This is a genomic window from Blautia sp. DFI.1.216 (assembly GCF_020594215.1).
In the GTDB taxonomy this organism is placed as follows: Bacteria; Bacillota; Clostridia; order Lachnospirales; family Lachnospiraceae; genus Blautia_A; species Blautia_A wexlerae.
Window position 1 is genome coordinate 42,740 of the sequence record NZ_JAJDML010000010.1, and the last position, 17,595, is coordinate 60,334.

The window sequence follows — 17,595 nt, forward strand, 5'->3', positions numbered from 1 at the left end:
AAAATCTTACAGTGCCAGCAGTGCGACCATACACATAACCGCTGTAATAACTGAGAATACCGCAACTACACGTGTTTCAGACCATCCGCATAACTCAAAATGATGATGGATCGGTGCCATCTTAAAAATACGCTTTCCATGTGTTGCCTTGAAATAAGTTACCTGAATGATAACGGAAAGTACTTCTATCAGATAGATCAGACCCACAAGCAGGATAAATAACGGCATCTGCATCACATAAGCCGTACCTGCAACAAAACCGCCCAATGCCAGAGAACCTGTGTCTCCCATAAACACTTTTGCCGGATATACATTAAACAACAGAAATCCCATCAGACCTCCCACAACTGCACCTGTAATCGGCTCGATCCCCGATTTCATTCCAATAGAAACTACTGTAAAAAATACTGCAACGATCAGAGTCACACTGGAAGCAAGACCATCCAGACCATCCGTAAAATTAACTCCATTCACAGTACCGATCACAGCAAAGAAAAGAACCGGAACTGCCAACCATCCAAGATTCAGAAAATGTCCGCTCCAGAATGGGATTCTCATAGTCAGTGAGATATCTGTATACTTAACAATATAAAATACAAAAATCGCAGTCAGAACTACCTGAAGTAAAAATTTCTGCCATGGCAGCAGTCCGTCTGAGCGTTTCAGCACAACCTTCAGATAATCATCCAGAAATCCGATAATTCCAAATCCAAGAGTCAGGAACAGTACCGGAATGATCTTCGGATAATCCCCTACATAAAATAATGCAGTTATCGCTGTGGCGATCAGAAAGATCACTCCACCCATTGTAGGTGTTCCTGCTTTCTTTAAATGGGACTGTACGCCCTCTGTTCTTTCTGTCTGGCCCATCTTCAGTCTCCGAAGAAAAGGAATGATGACCGGTCCTAATACAACGCTGATTGCAAAAGAAATCAGCACAGGGATTACAACTTGAAATTCCATCTTACACCTCATTCATTCTTTCGTTTTTTCCTGAAAGTTTTTTACTTTCAGATTTCTTTTAGTATAAGGCTTTTTTGCTTATTTATCAACCCTGCCTGCGGAATTTCCCTAATTGCCTTCTGCAGAAAAATCAGAAACATCACTTTTTTCAATTCCAAGATATGGCAAGATATTCTCAAAAATACCACGTATCACAGGTGCAGCTACTGTCCCTCCATAATAGATTCCTTTCGGATCATGAATAATACACAGTCCCAGTATCTGCGGATCTTCTGCAGGTGCAAATCCCAAAAAAGAGGAAATATAACGATTTGCACTTCTTGGCAGTGTCTGAGAAGTGGCAGTTTTCCCACCGATGGCATATCCTTCAATTTTTGCATTTTTTCCGGAGCCCTGAGATACTACTGTTTCCAGGATTTCTCTTATTTCCTTCGAAGTCTCTTCAGAGACAATTCCTTCCTTTACCGGAAAAATCAGTTTCTCACCCTCTGTTCTGTCAGGATTTAACACTGCGACTCCAAAATGCGGTGTCACCCGTCTGCCTCCGTTTATAAGTGAACTTACTGTTGCAGCCAGCTGAACAGGCGTAATCTGAAAAGACTGTCCAAAAGAAACCGTTGCCAGTTCCACTTCTCCCATATTTTTCTTCTGATGCATAATAGTTCCTGCCTCTCCCGGAAGATCTGTCCCGGTTTTATCCAGAAGTCCAAACTGTCTGAAATACTTATAATAACGTTCTACCCCAAGGCGAAGCCCCACCTCTATAAACACAGGGTTACAGGAATTCTGTGCACCTTCCACAAAATTCTGGGATCCATGTCCTGTTCTTTTTGCACAGTGGATTCTGCGATCCTCCACCACTTTATATCCGGGACAATAAAAACGGTCCCCAGGTGAAACAACACCAGCCTCCAGTCCGGCTGCCATGGTGATGATTTTAAATGTGGAGCCCGGTTCATAAGTATCATTCAAACAGGGATTTCTCCACATCTGATTCAGTAATTCCTGCTTTCTTTCTGTATTTGTTTTTCCTGATGCTGTCTGCACTGCCAGTTCACTTTGTTCATTGTGATCTTCCGACGGTATTGTTATCCCGGATTCATTTAACTGCATATTCAGATCATCTGTCAGGGTAAAAGGATCATTCAGGTCAAATTCCGGCACATTGACACATGCATATATTTCGCCGTTCTGTGGATTCATCAGCAGGATAGATACACGTTCTGCCTGCTTTTCCTCCATTACTTTCAAAGCTGACTGCTGCGCAAATTCCTGAATATTTACATCAAGGCTGATCATCAGGCTTTTCCCCTCTATCGGTTTTTCCCTTGTCTCACCCAATTTATCAATTTCCACACCCCTGGCATCTGTTGTTGTCAGGATTTTACCCGGCTGTCCCCTCAGGACTTCTTCATATTTCACTTCCAGACCGATAATTCCCTGATTATCACCTCCCGTAAAGCCAATGACTTTTGAAGCCAGACTTCCACATGGATAGTAACGCTTATAATCCTCATCAACTTTCACCCCTGCCAGACTGCACTCTCTTATCTCATCACCTGTACTTTTTTCCACATTTGTCTTTACTATTTCTATGGAAGAGATTTTCTCCACTCTTTTTCTCACTTCTGCCTCATCTATTTTCAGTTTTTCAGACAGCAGGGCGATTACTTTTTCAGGTTCTTTAATCTGACTGTGGATCACAGAAATTGTACATACCGTCCTGTTTGATGCCAGAACTTTTCCCTTTGCATCCAGAATCTCTCCTCTGGCCGCTTTGATCTCTCTCTCTCTTTCGTGAAGTTCTTTTGCTTTCTTATAATAATAGTCTGATCTGAAACACATAAGATATACCAGTCTTCCGATAAGGCCTGTCATCATTAAAATACAGCAGAGTAATACCACCCATATTTTTCTCTTGTGAAACGTCATATTTTTTTTCATAAAAAAAGCTCCGCAGAGATTGTCATAACAATATATGACCATTCTCTGCGGAGCTATAACTATACGTTTTTATTCCAGACCTGCTTCTTCATTGGTAATACCGTCTGTCTCTTCGTCATTATCCTCAGTCGTCTCAGCTTCATCATCCTCCAGAGGTGCAGGTGCATCAGGATTGGATACTGCATCTCCTGAAGAATCTGCATCCGTACTTCCCGAAGCACTGACAAGATTTGTAGACATCTTATAATTGCCTTCCTCATCCAATATGTGATCTCCATTGGCATCCAGCAGATATCCGTTTTCATCAATCCGGTTTCCATCCCAGTCTATCAGATTGCCATCTGCATCCACTAGATTACCGTCACTGTCAAGTTCACTGTCCGATATGGAAGTACTCTTTAAATGTCCCTTAAACCCTTCCCACAATTCTGTCTCCGGCACTGTTCCATCTTCAGATTCATCCGGCACTACATTCAGATACGGAAGAAGCTCCGAAAGGATTCCCTGTGCAATATACTGCGGATAAGTACTGTTTGCCTGATCCTCTACATTCGGTTCATCTACAACTACATAAATTACCACAGCCGGGTCATCTACAGGAGCAAATCCAATAAAAGAAACCAGATATTTTCCGTTTCCTCGCGGGTATTTCTCCGCTGTACCTGTTTTACCGCCTGAACTGTAACCCTGCACTTTGGAATGACGGCTGGTACCCTGCTGTACACTCAATGCCATATAGCTTCTGATATCACTGGAAATCCTGGAGGAAATCGTCTGCTTCAGAAGTATCGGCGAGATTGTTTTTATAGTTCCACCATTACTGTCAAGAACCTTTGTCACAAGATGCGGCTGATAATAATATCCGCCATTGATAACGGAACTCATCGCATTGATTTCCTGGATCATGGTACAGGTAAAACCCTGTCCAAAAGCAGAACATGCAAGTTCTGTTTCCCCCATACTGTCCTTAGTATGGATAATACCTGCGCCTTCATTCGGCAGGTCAATCCCTGTCCTTGTTCCGAAATTAAACAGACTCTGTGCTTTGATAAACTGAGTAGCTCCCATCTTGGCACCAATCTGCATCATTGCATCATTACAGGAGTTTGCAATTACCTCTCCCAGTGTCTCTGTGCCATGTGCGCTCGGATAAACCGCACACTTGATCATAGTATCTCCAAAAGTCTGCGATCCATCGCATACAAATGTATCTGTTTCCTGTATCGCACCCTTTTCCAATGCAGAAGCCATGACGATCGGCTTTACAACAGATCCCGGCTCATAGGCATCTGTGACGCAGAAATTACTCCACATACCATTCAGAGCCTCCACTGTTTCCACATCATTCATCGCTTTGATTTCATCTTCTGTATATACAGCGGAAAGATCTCTCGGATTATTCAGATCATAACGGTCACCACCATCCATGGCAATAATCTCACCGGTGGACGGATTTTCAACAATGACACCTATATTCTTGGCCCCCATTGCCTCTTTAAATCCATTAACATATTTCTCAACAATCTGCTGTGCACCGATGTCAATGCTGGTCTGAATGCTTTTTCCATTCACCGCAGCAATAATGGTCTGCTCCACATCTGAATCATCATTGATATACCCATACTGTCTTCCGTCTACGCCTGTCAGTGTGCTGTTATAGTACCCTTCCAGTCCGATATCTGCCACATCTCTGTCCAGTGCAAAACCAATTGTATCGCATGCTGTTTCATTAAACGGGTAACTTCTCAGATAATCCTCTTCAAACCAGACGCCTTTGATATTTGCCCGTTCCTTTGCCTGCGCTTTAGTAAGACCGGAATCTTCATCCTCTGCCTTATATTTTTCAAATTCTTTCTTTTTGTCCATAGACAGCTGTTTTGTCAGTACCTGATACTGACTCTGGCTGGTTCTTGAATCGGCCAAAAGAGAACGCACTGTTTCTTCATCAATCCCCAGCACCTCATTTAAGGCACGTATTGTTGGCTCTACATAGTCCTCATCTGAATTTACAGTTTTACAGTCCAGGATCACATTATAAACTTTATTGCTGGTAGCCAGTATATTTCCGTTCTTGTCATAAATATCGCCTCTCTTTGCCGGCAGTACCTGGCTCTCATATTTCTGCTGTGCCTGACTTAACACCTGTTTTTTGTATTTGCTTCCACTGGTAGCATTAATATAAGTAATTCTCAGCACTAATATTACCAGAAGCAGTAACACAATTCCAAACAATATCAGCAGCTTTTCTTTCATGTTTTGATTTATTTTTCTCTGTGGTCTTCTTCGACTCTTTCTTCCCGTATTGCTCAATTAATCACCTACTTTGAATCTGGTATATCCTGATACTGTCTTACATAGCTGTTACCCGATGTAGAATAGGTTACTGTCTGATCATCTGACGGATATTTCATCCCCAGTCTTCCCAATGCAGTCTGCTTAATCTTATTCAGATCCACATTTGATGTCACCTGGCTGTAATATGCATCATTGTCTTCTTTTAAATCTGCCAGTTCCTCCTCAAGAGATGCAACTGTACTCATCTTTGCGGTAATCTCTGATTTGTAACGAAGATATTTCACAGAGCAGAATAATATCGCCACACATACAACTGCCAGAAACGCTACAAATCCCCAGTTCATTGCAGTCGCCTTCTGCCTGTTCTTCTGTGCTTCTTTACTCAACTGATGTTTCTGCCTTGGTACCTGCGCAGGACTCGCCTGCACTCTTCGGTTTCGATTGGTCTGCTGCCTTCCCGGATTCTGTCTTCCCGGCTGCCTCTTTCTCTCCGGAACTTCTGCAAGACGTCTGACCGTATTTCCGTCAACATACATTCCTCTGTTTGTTCTGGCACTGGTTCTGCTTCTTCTTGCTGTTTCACTCCTGGTCGTTCTCGCCATTTCATGCCTCTCTAATTATAATACTCTCTCAAAAATCCGAAGCTTTGCACTTTTGGAACGCGGATTCTCTTCCATCTCTGTCTCCCCCGGAAGAATCGGCTTTCTTGTGATCACTTTTCCTTTGGATTTCTTCCCGCATACGCATACAGGAAAATCTGAAGGGCAGGTACACGGATTCTCATTTTTTCTGAAAATCGTCTTTACAATTCTGTCCTCCAGAGAATGAAAAGTGATAATGCAAAGTCTTCCGCCATCATCAAGGATATCGATCATTCCATCCAGAGAATCCCGCAGCACATCGAGCTCTCTGTTAAGCTCAATACGGATTGCCTGAAAAGTTCTCTTGGCCGGATGTCCTGACTTCACCTGCATCTTCATGGGAATGGATTCTCTGATGATCTCTGTCAGTTCTCCGGTGGTTGTGATCGGTTTCACCTGTCTGGCGGCAACAATATGTTTTGCAATATTTTTTGCAAATTTATCTTCACCGTAATCACGAATAATACGGTATAATTCTTTTTCTTCATAGCCATTGACAATATCGCCGGCTGTCTGCGTCTGGCGCTGGTCCATGCGCATATCGAGCGGTGCATCTACCCTGTAGGTAAAACCGCGTTCTTCATTGTCAAGCTGATAGGAAGATACTCCAAGATCAAGGAGAATCCCGTCGACTTTATAGATGCCTCTTGCTGCCAGTTCCTGTACCATGTAACAATAATTGCTGCGAATGATCGTCGCCTGTTTATAGGGGGCTAACCTCTCACTCGCAGCAATTATCGCATCCTGGTCTTGATCTATGCCAATAAATCTCCCCTTGGCAGAAAGTTTCCTGCATACCTCACCGGCATGCCCTGCACCTCCTAAAGTACCATCCACGTAGATTCCGTCCGGTTTGATATCCAAACCTTCAATGGTCTCTTCCAGTAATACAGATTTGTGTTTAAATTCCATCTCCGTCTCCTGTCTGGATTTACTTTGCAAGATACTTCAAACGAGACCTGTCAGATTGTGATTCCCATGTCCTGCATGCTCTCTGCAATGCTGTCCATGTCATCATAATCACAGATCTCATTCCATTTTTCTTTGCTCCAAACTTCAATTCTGTTCAGATTACCTGTCAGAACCACATCTTTCTCCAGACCGGCAAATTCGCGCAGTGTCTGCGGTACAAGGATTCGTCCCTGCCTGTCCAGTTCACATGTAGTTGCTCCAGCTACAAAGAATCGTGAAAAAGTTCTGGCATTTTTATTTGTAAGTGGTAAAGATCTGAGCTTCATTTCAAAGGATTCCCATTCATCCATCGGATAAATGTAAAGACAGCCATCAAGCCCTCTTGTCAGAACAAACTCTTCCCCTAAGAGCTCCCTGAATTTAGAAGGAATGATCAGACGCCCCTTCGCGTCGATCGTGTGGTTATACTCTCCCATGAACATGTTACTCACCTACTCTCGCAAAATCTGAATCTCCCCTTCAGATTTCTCAGGTGGTAATGGACTCTGCCGTTATTCCCCACTCACCACCACTATTCACCACTTTCTACCACTTATGTGCTTATTCTAAACTATTTAGGCTGAAAAAACAAGGGGGAGAAAAAGATTTTTAAAATTTAGAACTCTGTTAACATTTATGAAACAACCTTATTTTTACGAGAAAAATGGGCTTTTATACACAAAAAGTGGGTTGAATTTCCACTTTCAACCCACTTATCTTTCAGATATATGTTTTTTTACTGTTCTTCTTTTGAATTTGTGGGAGAAGTTCCCACATCTGGCTTTACCTGTTCATCCATCTCCGGCCGGATTTCCGGTTCCGGTTTCATTTCAGAAGTCTCAGGAAACATCTGTTTTTCTTTCACTGACTCATCCAGAAATCTTTTTTTCCTCTGCCGGCGTATAGTATCTCTTTTCTGTGCCATCACTCTGCGTATGATCACTACAGGCATAAAAACAGCAAATAATATAGCGGAAATTACCAGCGAAATCCCCACTTTTGTCCCCGGAATATAAAGCTTATCTGTTCTGAACCATTCAAAGAAAAACCTTCCCAGACCATAACCTGCCAGATAGATCATAAACAATTCGCCTTCATATTTCTTTTTTCGGCGCATGGCCATCAACAGCAGAAATAGCAGCAGACACCACAGACTTTCATAAAGAAAAATCGGCTGAACCTGAATATATGAAATCCCATTTATAGTCAGCAGATTATCTCTCATTGCTCCCGAAACTTCTCCTGACCGCACAGCTGAAACCGGTATCTGCATTGCCCATGGCAGATCTGTATATTCTCCGAAAGACTCTCTGTTAAAAAAGTTACCCCAGCGCCCTATAGCCTGTCCCAGAAGTATTCCGGGACACGCAATATCGGCACTCTGCCAGAATGACATTTTGGTAATCCTGCAAAATACCGCTGCCGCAAGAAATCCAAAGAGCAGACCACCATATAAAGCGTAACCACCATTTCGAAAGTCCAGTATGGCATTCAGATTTTCTTTATAAAATCCCCATGAAAAAGCCACATAAAATAATCTGGAACCTGCCACTGAAACCATCAGGGAAATAAGTATCATATCGAGATACCTGTTCTGATCTTCCCCATTTCGTTTCGCTTCAAGTGTCACAAGTCCCATTCCAAGAAGAGCACCCACAGCAATCAGTACTCCATATATGGTAAATTCCATTCCAAATATCTGAAATGAGCGCGGCACATAATCAAAGACCAGGCCGGGTCCCGGAAAACGTATCGACATTTCCATAAATCACCTGTTCATCATACATTGAATCGGAATAAGATCACATCTCCATCCTGTACAACGTATTCTTTACCTTCCATTCTTACAAGACCTTTCTCTCTGGCACCTGCATAGGAACCACAGTCCAGAAGATCCTGATAATTTACAACCTCAGCTTTAATAAATCCTCGCTCAAAATCTGTATGGATCTTACCTGCTGCCTGCGGAGCCTTTGTTCCGATTTTAATCGTCCATGCTCTTGTCTCATCCTCACCTGAAGTAAGGAAACTCATCAGTCCAAGGAGATGATAGCTTGCTTTTACAAGTTTCTCAAGTCCTGATTCTGTCAGTCCCAGATCCTCCAGGAACATTTTCTTCTCATCATCATCCAGTTCAGAGATCTCTTCTTCGATTTCTGCACAGATAACGAAAATCTCACTGTTCTGCTCTGCCGCATATTTGCGCACTGCCTGTACATGACTGTTGCTTTCACCGTCATCAGCCAGATCTCCTTCTGCTACGTTTGCTGCATAGATCACAGGCTTCCAGGTAAGCAGATTATAAGTAGACATCCAGGCTTCTTCATCTTCATTTTCCATTTCCATAGTGATTGCCATCTTGCCATCTTCCAGATGTGTTTTTACCTTCTGAAGGAAATCAAGCTCCTTGGCAGCCTCTTTGTCCATGCGTGCTGTTTTTGTAACTTTTGCAATTCTTCTCTCAAGGATCTCAAGGTCTGAGAAGATCAGCTCCAGATTAATAGTTTCAATATCACGGATAGGATCAATACTTCCATCTACATGGATAACATTGGAATCTTCAAAGCAGCGGACTACATGAACGATTGCATCTACCTCACGGATATTTGCAAGGAACTGGTTTCCAAGGCCTTCTCCTTTGGATGCTCCCTTTACAAGTCCTGCAATATCTACGAATTCAATTACAGCAGGTGTCACTTTCTTAGAATGATAAAAGTCTCCGAGAAGCTTCAGTCTCTCATCCGGCACTGTAACAACACCTACATTAGGGTCAATGGTACAGAACGGATAATTTGCAGATTCTGCGCCTGCCTTTGTCAATGAATTAAATAATGTACTTTTTCCAACATTGGGTAATCCGACGATTCCTAATTTCATTTTTTATATTTCCTCCTATAAATCCTTTGATTTTATCCCAGTCCAATAGCTAAATCTTTGATTGACCAACATATCAAATGACAATCAAGTGGATATTCACAATCCAAGCTCTTTGCCTTTTAAATCTTTTCCCATATTTCAGCTTCTCTCATCAGAAGTCCTAATACAGTACTTTGTATTATACCATAGCATCTTATCTTTGTGAATATTCATTTTCATCTCATCTTCTGCTAATATTTCCACACTTTTCGAAATGAATTTTTCAAATTCTTCTCTCGCCTTATTTCTATTTCTAATTTTTGTAAAAATCATTTTTATGCCGGCTCAAAAAATGTCCTTACACATATTCAAAAGATGAAGGGCATAAATACAGTCTCTTATAGAATACTTGAAAACAAAAAAGCACTCACCTATTTCAGGTAAATGCCTTAGTCAAGCGGATATTCACAATCCGCTCTGCTACTTGCTCATAACCGAATAACTGCTCCGCAGTTTATCAGAAAGATTCAGCCTTCCCCTCCGGGAAAATAATTTTAAACACAAAGAAAAAAATCACCATGGAAACTCCACCTGTAATAATTGTCACAAGCATGTTATAGACTGCCGGTGCCACATATGCAGATGCAACTGGCATCCACAGATTATTAAATCCATTACAGATCAGTGAAATTACCACCCATGCTATAAAATACCAGATTGCCTGATATACAGGATTTCCATGGCTTTTAAAAGTAATATTTCTCTGAAGCGGAAAATTGATACACTGTGCAAGAAATGACCCCAATTCATAACTGATAAAATAGCCAAGTCCACCACCGATCAGTATATTCCCCGTTGCATCACGCAATACATTATACCCCAGCAAGCTCCATGTAAATTTTACTCCAAACAGATTCATTGAAACCTTTGGCCACATAAATTCTGTACCAGCCAGACCAATTCCCAAAATCCCTGGTAAAAATGTAAATACAAGATACTGGAATACTGTCACGCCCATACTGAATATAACAAAATAGAATATCTGATAAAGCCATTTTGCAAAAGTAGCATGTTTCTCTTCAAAACATTTCCATATATTTTTTATATGATTCATCTGCACTTCCCTCCGGCTCCTTTTAATAATTTTTCATATTTCTTATTATTTCTTCTGTTTCTGAAATATCCGCCAACTACTTTTTTTACTCCAAGCATAAAATGGCCATTCACAGCATCGACAATTCCATATACCATTTCCATACTGACGGCCCCGCCGGTCATCTTGGCAATCCCCCGAAACGGCATATTGTAAATAAAAAGAATATTCAGATCTGGCTTTCCCTGTGCCTCACTCTTCTTTTTCATTTTTGTGAGATATCTATATATCAGCCTTGCAAGTCGACTTTTTGCATAATACATCTGACAGATTGCATCATTGATTTCCAGATTTCCACTCCATCTCCCGTTCGGTATCTCATGGCCAAGAAGTTCACGAAATTCCTCATCTGATATTTTCTGCACGATTCCTGTATAATAGTAAGGCATTTTTGCCGGATTATACGGATACCCTTTACTATTTCCTATTCTCTCAGTCATACCTGTTAAACGAATATCTGCAACACTGGCTCCTACCATAATCTGATAAGTTCCTGTTTCTATTTCCCACTGTCCCGTTTTTATATTCCAATAACGGAATGTCTTATCATCAAACGGAATCCTGAGCTGTCTGCTTTCTCCTGCCTTTAGATAAACTTTTACAAAACCTTTCAGTTCTTTTTCCGGTCGGAACACGATTGCATTAGGAAGTCCTACATACATCTGAACAACCTCTGCTCCATCTCTGTCACCTGTATTGGTAACCGAAACTTTGATTCCATCCTCTTCTATGATAAGATCAGAATATGTAAATTCCGTATAGGAAAGTCCAAAGCCAAATGGATATTGCACCCGGACTTTTGAAGTATCATAATAGCGATATCCCACATAAACACTCTCTCGGTATTCCGATGTTTTCTCATTACTTGGATAATATCGGAATGCCGGTGTCTGTTCATAAGATATGGGATATGTTTCTGCCAGTCTTCCTGATGGATTCACTTTTCCGGTCAGAATATCCAATGTTGCAGAAGCGCCTGCCTGTCCATTCAGATAGCCATGCAAAATCGCTTTGCAGCAGGTGTGCCATGGCATTTCTATCGCAGATCCTGCACTCAGTATTCCAATAATATTTTCATTCACTTTACTGATATCCTGCAGAAGATCTATCTGATTCTGCGGAATACGCATATGGGTTCTATCCAGTCCTTCTGATTCACTGATCTCATCAAGACCAAAGCAGAAAATCACAATATCTGCGTTCATGGCCAAATTTAATGCAAACTTTCTATCATTCTCATCTACATCTCCATTTCTCTGATAGCCTCTTGTCATCCCCAGAATATTCAGATCATATTGTTGCAAAATCGATGACATATCTTCTACTTTTGTTGGATTGACCATAGAAGACCCTGCCCCCTGATATCTGGGTGAAAAAACAAAATCTCCAATAACAGCGATGGATTTTTTTGTATCCAGCGGAAGAATCTGTTTTTCATTTTTCAGAAGAATCATGCTTTCTGCTGCTGCTTTCCTTGCCAGTTGATGATGTGCATTTCTGTCAAAGTTTTTATCTGAAAGCTTCTTCCCTGATGTCAGTTCCATCACTGCATCCACCAGTTCTCCAACTCTTTCATCCAAATCCGCTTCCTTCAGCGTTCCATTTCGGACAGCAGCAATCACTTCTCTTGCAGAATCGTACCCACAGGACGGCATCTCCAGATTTGAGCCGGCAGCAACACCTTTCACATGGTCATTGCTTCCGCCCCAGTCTGTTACTACAATTCCATCAAATCCCCATTCTTTGCGCAGGATATCTGTCAAAAGATGTTTGTCCTCATTAGCATAAATCCCATTAATCTGGTTGTAACTGCTCATGATTGCTTTTGCGTGTCCTTCTTTAACAGCTATCTCAAAACCGGTCAGATAAATTTCTCTTAATGTCCGTTCGTCAACAACTGCGTCCATTGCCATTCTCCGAAGTTCCTGACTGTTAACCGCCAGATGCTTCGGGCAGGCATAAACGCCTTTACTCTGTATTCCACGAATATATGACGCTGCCATCTTCCCGGAAAGATATGGATCTTCTGAAAAATATTCAAAATTTCTTCCACATAACGGGCTTCTTTTAATATTTAATCCCGGACCAAGCAGGATATTTACATCCATACTTGCTGCTTCCTCTCCAAGAGCCTGTCCAATCTCTTCCCCCAGATCCTGATTCCAACTGTTTGCTATCGTCGCTGCTGTGGGAAAACAAGTTGCATTCAAGGATGCATTCAGTCCCAGATGGTCTCCTGCCCCTGCCTGTTTTCTGATTCCATGCGGTCCATCTGAAAGAAAGATGGACGGGATGGAAAGCCTGTCAATTTCTCTGGTCTGCCAGACAGTTTTTCCACTGAGGATTGCTGCCTTTTCTTCTATTGTCATCTTTTCAACCAATTTTTGCTGTTTCATAACTGTTTTCCATCCCACTTTCATCTTTATTCAGCATTCTTTCTTTTCTTATATCCTCTGATTACCAGTACTTCCATTCCTGCCATGAAAAGTGCTATTACAATGTCGATACCAATTCCTGCTTTTTTCCAGTTTTCCATACCTGTTTCTTCGTGTTCTCCGTCATAAGCCCAGCTGCTTACAACTGTATACATGACATTTTTGCAGGCATTTCTCATCTGAAGTACAGATGTCGGATGCTCCGGATTGGCTACATTGTTCTCTTCTCCGTTGAATGTGGACAACATTACATCTACTCCATTTGCCAAAGCTGCATCTGCATTCATAAATCCATGACCATTGTTTCGGAAGAAGTCTGTAAGCGCCATTCCCCTGAATCCCCATTCCTCTCTGAGTACTGTGTTAATAAGGTTACTGCATTCTCCAGTCCATTTATCTCCAAGGAAGCTCCAGGAAACCATAACTGCATTTGCGCCACCCTGTTTTACAGAAATTTCAAATGGTTTCAGATAGATTTCCCGGATTGCCTGCTCATTTGACCAGACACTTACCATCTTTGCATTTCCCTCATACAGAGCAAAATGTTTGATATAAGAATAAACTCCATATTTTCTTGCTCCTTCTACTGCTTTTGCTCCCATATTTCCTGCAAGAACTCCATCTTCTGAAAAATATTCATAGTTTCTTGCTCCAAATGCGGTTCTATGAGTATTCATACCTGGTGCATACCAGCCCTCTGCACCCATTTCCTGACTGATCTTGCCCATGCATTCACCCCAGGCCTGTGCAAGTTCCTTATTCCATGTGGAAGCAACCACAACTTCAATTGGAAATCCAATAGAACCAACTCCTGTAAAGTTGTTATTAATTGCTGCTGGTCCATCGAAATCAAGTGTAGCCACTTTTCCCACAGAATCCATGGCTGCTGTCTGATAACCTGCCATTGCAATCATATTTGCCATTTCATCAACAGTAAGCTGATCCAGAAGTTTTTCCCAACGAGGATCGTCATAATCAGCATCACGCATATCAGCTAATGTAAGTCCATTATCTGCTCCCGTTGTCGGCATTACATCCTCATCATTGAGATATGTAGTCTTATCAAAGTTGCTGTTCAGATGATATTCAGAAACATATGGCTCACCCAGCTCTGCAGATGCCGGTGCTGCTGTAGCCTCTTCATAATTTGCAAAATGATCTGCACGTGACAGATATGTTATATCTCCTTTTGCATCTTCAAATACATTTGTTGCTGCAGTATCATCTGATGCTCTTTTATTTTCTCCCTTATATACTACATCTTTATCTGCAGTATAAGTTTTCTGATCCAGCACAGTATGTGAATCGCTGTTGATAGAAATCACATAATCGCCTTTTTCAAGAACATATGCTTTTGCATTATTCTCATCATAAGAGGCCATATCTTCTATACTGAATGTAACTGTAACAGTCTGAGATTCTCCCGGCTGAAGCAGATCTGTTTTTGCAAACTCAATCAGATTTGCAGAAGATTTCTCAATTCCCCCATTTGTATATGGCGGTTTATAATACACTTCTACTACATCTTTTCCGGCAACATCTCCTGTGTTGGTTACTTCTACATCTACAGAAATCTGTCCGTCTTTTTCCTCCAGTTCACCCATTTTCTGTTCAAATTCCGTATAACTCAGACCATATCCAAATGGATACTGTACAGTCTTATCGTAATCAATCGCACCTTCCTGTGCAGCTGTTTCATAGTACTTGTATCCTACATAAATACCTTCCACATAATTGGTAAATGCCGGAGCATACACCTGGGCAGTTCCTGCGTTCATTCCTTCAACGGCCATATCTGCCAGATTTGTATACTCCGTTTTTTCTGCATTATTCCACCACGGAGCAGTCGTCATATCATAAATAAATGTATCCGGTGTTTTTCCGGAAGGATTGACTTCACCTGAAAATACTTTACCAAGTGCATTAAATCCCACATTTCCCGTTCCGGGGCACCATACAACAGATTTAATCTGAGGATATTCATCTGCGAAACCAAGTTCAAACTGATTTGCTCCATTATAAACCACAATCACATTATCAAAGTTTGAACAAACCATATCTACCATATCTCTCTCAGTTTGTGAAAGCTGTAAATAATGCTCTCCCTCAGGAAAATCATCATATTCATCTGAATTATTATCATATGCTGCTTTTCTTACATCCATAGGAATATCATTATGACCTTCACCTGCTTTTCTGGAAAGAACCACAACTGCCACATCAGAATACTCTTTCGCACTTTTAATAAGCTCATCACTGTAAGTATCTACAGGTGGCTCCGGTAATGTCCAGCTCTGTTTCTGGATAGACATTTCCGGATTATCTGCACCATAATTGTTATAAAAATCAACCAGTTCCTGGTTAATAGAAAATCCGGCATTTTCAAGTCCCTGATTCAGACTGACAATATCATACAGATCATTAATTCCACCGGAACCAGCTCCTCCATAAGCCGGATTAATAGATTCCCAGCCAAAAATATTCAGTTTTTTTGTTTCATTTAAAGGAAGCAGGCTTTCATTCTTCAGAAGAACAATTCCATCTTCCATAATTTCTTCTGCTACTTCCGCAGCTTCTTCATTTGTTTCATCGCTTAAAGTTCCATTTCCCGTTGCCAGTCCAATCAACGTAGACATTGGTCCAAAACAGATCATATTCACGCAGACAACAACTGCAAGAACCATTGCGATCGCAGCTTCTCCTCTTATCAGAAATCTTTTGCCCCTGGACATCCTGCGGCATGCGATCATAATTACGATTCCAATTACAAGTGCAGCAATAATACCGATAATATACGGTTTGCATAATTGTAATACCGCCAGAACATCTTCCATTTCAACACTGATCATTCTCTTTTTTCCTCCTTTGACTCTCTCGCCTTTTTCAGGTATCATTTCCTGTTGACATTACTATAACATGGTTATTATTTCGTGCCGTTTTTGGCACAAGATGCAGCAAATATGGCACAAAATACTAAAAAAGGTCCACCGGACCTGTCGTATGCTTGGCAACAAAAATACCCAGAGCATTACAATACTCTGGGTAAAAGAATCTTTAATTCAAACCAGTTCTGCTGTACTCCAAATACTACAGAACCATCATATTTTTCTACAGCTTTACGAATACTCTTCAATCCAAAACCATGGTTTTTACTATCCTTTTTTGTTGTTGTAATCAGATTCTCTTCATTTTTGGAAATTTCTGCTTCACAATAATTCTCTATCTTGATGAACACAAATCCTTTTTGAGCGGATACTGTCAGATGGATCAGTCTTTTTTCCGGATCTGGAATTAAAATTACATGTTCAATCGCATTATCCAAAGCATTTCCAAATATAGAACATATATCTGTTACATGCATATGATCCAATAATTTTCCATCTGCCACACAGGTAATCTGTATATGATTTTTTCGACAATGGAAAATCTTAGCTGCCAAAATCGTATCAAGTACCTGATTCCCCGTTCTGCTTATATTCTCAAAAGCAGCGATTTCCTTTTCCATGGAATCAATCCATTTTTTTCGTTTCTCTTCATCTGATTCCGCGCGAAGTCCCGTTATCTGGTGTTTCAGATCATGGTATTTCATTTGTATGAGATCCAGGCTGTCCTGATAATTTCGGTATTGATCATACTGGCTTTTCAGCATCACGTTCATTACTGAAAGTTCTTTCTCGGCAACATACTCACTGATCCTGCTCTGATAAGCATGCAGGATTGCAATTCCTCCAAAATCGATCAGTGTTCTGATAGAAAAAATATCTGCACGTTCTCTGCTCGCAAATGGTACATTTTCATTTAAAAAGCTCAGATTACTAAAAGCAAAGATTGCAACAGCCATGATTGCCGCCGCTACTACTTCCTTTACTGTCATCTGTTCAAGATAATTCTGCTTCAGAAGATCTTTTTCTAAATAAATATCAATAGTAAAGCAGCCTCCAAAAACAACCATCGTAATCAGAATTTCAACCCCGAGGCTCTGATTCCCCCATGCCTGTACAATAGATACCATCTGCCACTGCAGCGAAGCTGCAAACTCTGCAAGAACAAATGCACGGGCACAGCAATAAGCCGCTCCCAGAGGCTTCATATTTCCTCCGACCATAAGAAATCCATACATCATACCTGCAGCGATCATCATACAGGGAATCCACAAAATTTCAGTTACGCTGCCTGTCAAAGTCAGAAAAATACTCTGCATTGCCAACATGAAAAGACTGCCTATAAGAAAATGTACAGATTTCATGTTTTCTTTTTTTAGGATATAAAGATAAACCAGACATGATCCCCACTCTGCTATTGCCGTATAAATTCTTGGAATATCCTGATATAACATAGTATCCTCCATTTCGCATGA

General features: G+C 41.2%; 13 protein-coding genes. All 13 read right to left on the reverse strand.

Annotation, left to right across the window (positions count from 1 at the left end; translation table 11 throughout):
- Window positions 1-6 precede the first annotated feature (6 nt).
- Window positions 7-963 (reverse strand): phospho-N-acetylmuramoyl-pentapeptide-transferase, encoded by a 957-nt coding sequence (gene mraY / locus LJE11_RS05830; RefSeq protein WP_020993614.1) that lies wholly within the window; start codon window positions 961-963, stop codon window positions 7-9.
- Window positions 964-1,071: 108 nt separating this feature from the next.
- Window positions 1,072-2,907: a peptidoglycan D,D-transpeptidase FtsI family protein gene (locus LJE11_RS05835; RefSeq protein ID WP_020993615.1), complete on the reverse strand. Its 1,836-nt coding sequence runs from the start codon at window positions 2,905-2,907 to the stop codon at window positions 1,072-1,074.
- Between the two features lie 69 nt (window positions 2,908-2,976).
- Window positions 2,977-5,160 carry a peptidoglycan D,D-transpeptidase FtsI family protein gene (locus tag LJE11_RS05840; RefSeq protein ID WP_008706513.1) on the reverse strand — a complete coding sequence of 728 codons (2,184 nt, stop codon included), beginning with the start codon at window positions 5,158-5,160 and terminating at the stop codon, window positions 2,977-2,979.
- A gap of 65 nt (window positions 5,161-5,225) precedes the next feature.
- The gene (locus LJE11_RS05845; RefSeq protein WP_020993617.1) at window positions 5,226-5,804 is read right to left on the reverse strand and encodes a hypothetical protein; all 579 of its coding nucleotides are present in this window, start codon (window positions 5,802-5,804) and stop codon (window positions 5,226-5,228) included.
- Window positions 5,805-5,819: 15 nt separating this feature from the next.
- Complete coding sequence (rsmH, locus tag LJE11_RS05850; RefSeq protein WP_008706511.1) at window positions 5,820-6,755, reverse strand: 16S rRNA (cytosine(1402)-N(4))-methyltransferase RsmH; 936 nt, start codon at window positions 6,753-6,755, stop codon at window positions 5,820-5,822.
- A gap of 50 nt (window positions 6,756-6,805) precedes the next feature.
- A complete protein-coding gene (gene mraZ, locus LJE11_RS05855; RefSeq protein ID WP_020993618.1) occupies window positions 6,806-7,237 on the reverse strand; it encodes a division/cell wall cluster transcriptional repressor MraZ in 432 nt (143 codons plus the stop codon).
- Between the two features lie 293 nt (window positions 7,238-7,530).
- Window positions 7,531-8,553: a prolipoprotein diacylglyceryl transferase gene (gene lgt / locus LJE11_RS05860; RefSeq protein WP_118593039.1), complete on the reverse strand. Its 1,023-nt coding sequence runs from the start codon at window positions 8,551-8,553 to the stop codon at window positions 7,531-7,533.
- A 20-nt stretch (window positions 8,554-8,573) separates the two neighbouring features.
- On the reverse strand, window positions 8,574-9,671 hold the full coding sequence (gene ychF, locus LJE11_RS05865) for a redox-regulated ATPase YchF (RefSeq protein ID WP_008706507.1): 1,098 nt from the start codon (window positions 9,669-9,671) through the stop codon (window positions 8,574-8,576).
- Window positions 9,672-9,809: 138 nt separating this feature from the next.
- Entirely contained in the window at window positions 9,810-9,983 is a 174-nt protein-coding gene (locus tag LJE11_RS05870; protein ID WP_172730318.1) for a hypothetical protein, read from the reverse strand.
- 184 nt (window positions 9,984-10,167) lie between these two features.
- Window positions 10,168-10,764: a hypothetical protein gene (locus tag LJE11_RS05875; RefSeq protein WP_055059339.1), complete on the reverse strand. Its 597-nt coding sequence runs from the start codon at window positions 10,762-10,764 to the stop codon at window positions 10,168-10,170.
- Entirely contained in the window at window positions 10,761-13,199 is a 2,439-nt protein-coding gene (locus LJE11_RS05880) for a glycoside hydrolase family 3 C-terminal domain-containing protein (protein ID WP_173698816.1), read from the reverse strand. The genes LJE11_RS05875 and LJE11_RS05880 overlap by 4 nt, the downstream gene beginning before the upstream one ends.
- Window positions 13,200-13,225: 26 nt before the next feature.
- Window positions 13,226-16,087: a glycoside hydrolase family 3 C-terminal domain-containing protein gene (locus tag LJE11_RS05885; RefSeq protein WP_227295637.1), complete on the reverse strand. Its 2,862-nt coding sequence runs from the start codon at window positions 16,085-16,087 to the stop codon at window positions 13,226-13,228.
- A gap of 179 nt (window positions 16,088-16,266) precedes the next feature.
- Entirely contained in the window at window positions 16,267-17,574 is a 1,308-nt protein-coding gene (locus LJE11_RS05890; RefSeq protein ID WP_055058143.1) for an ATP-binding protein, read from the reverse strand.
- Window positions 17,575-17,595: the final 21 nt, after the last annotated feature.

What these genes read in the sequence shown, in the direction of transcription:
- mraY (WP_020993614.1), bottom strand. Translation starts at nt 963, where the DNA reads ATGGAATTTCAAGTTGTAATCCCTGTGCTGATTTCTTTTGCAATCAGC.
- LJE11_RS05835 (WP_020993615.1), bottom strand. Translation starts at nt 2,907, where the DNA reads ATGAAAAAAAATATGACGTTTCACAAGAGAAAAATATGGGTGGTATTA.
- LJE11_RS05840 (WP_008706513.1), bottom strand. Translation starts at nt 5,160, where the DNA reads ATGAAAGAAAAGCTGCTGATATTGTTTGGAATTGTGTTACTGCTTCTG.
- LJE11_RS05845 (WP_020993617.1), bottom strand. Translation starts at nt 5,804, where the DNA reads ATGGCGAGAACGACCAGGAGTGAAACAGCAAGAAGAAGCAGAACCAGT.
- rsmH (WP_008706511.1), bottom strand. Translation starts at nt 6,755, where the DNA reads ATGGAATTTAAACACAAATCTGTATTACTGGAAGAGACCATTGAAGGT.
- mraZ (WP_020993618.1), bottom strand. Translation starts at nt 7,237, where the DNA reads ATGTTCATGGGAGAGTATAACCACACGATCGACGCGAAGGGGCGTCTG.
- lgt (WP_118593039.1), bottom strand. Translation starts at nt 8,553, where the DNA reads ATGTCGATACGTTTTCCGGGACCCGGCCTGGTCTTTGATTATGTGCCG.
- ychF (WP_008706507.1), bottom strand. Translation starts at nt 9,671, where the DNA reads ATGAAATTAGGAATCGTCGGATTACCCAATGTTGGAAAAAGTACATTA.
- LJE11_RS05870 (WP_172730318.1), bottom strand. Translation starts at nt 9,983, where the DNA reads ATGATTTTTACAAAAATTAGAAATAGAAATAAGGCGAGAGAAGAATTT.
- LJE11_RS05875 (WP_055059339.1), bottom strand. Translation starts at nt 10,764, where the DNA reads ATGAATCATATAAAAAATATATGGAAATGTTTTGAAGAGAAACATGCT.
- LJE11_RS05880 (WP_173698816.1), bottom strand. Translation starts at nt 13,199, where the DNA reads ATGAAACAGCAAAAATTGGTTGAAAAGATGACAATAGAAGAAAAGGCA.
- LJE11_RS05885 (WP_227295637.1), bottom strand. Translation starts at nt 16,087, where the DNA reads ATGATCAGTGTTGAAATGGAAGATGTTCTGGCGGTATTACAATTATGC.
- LJE11_RS05890 (WP_055058143.1), bottom strand. Translation starts at nt 17,574, where the DNA reads ATGTTATATCAGGATATTCCAAGAATTTATACGGCAATAGCAGAGTGG.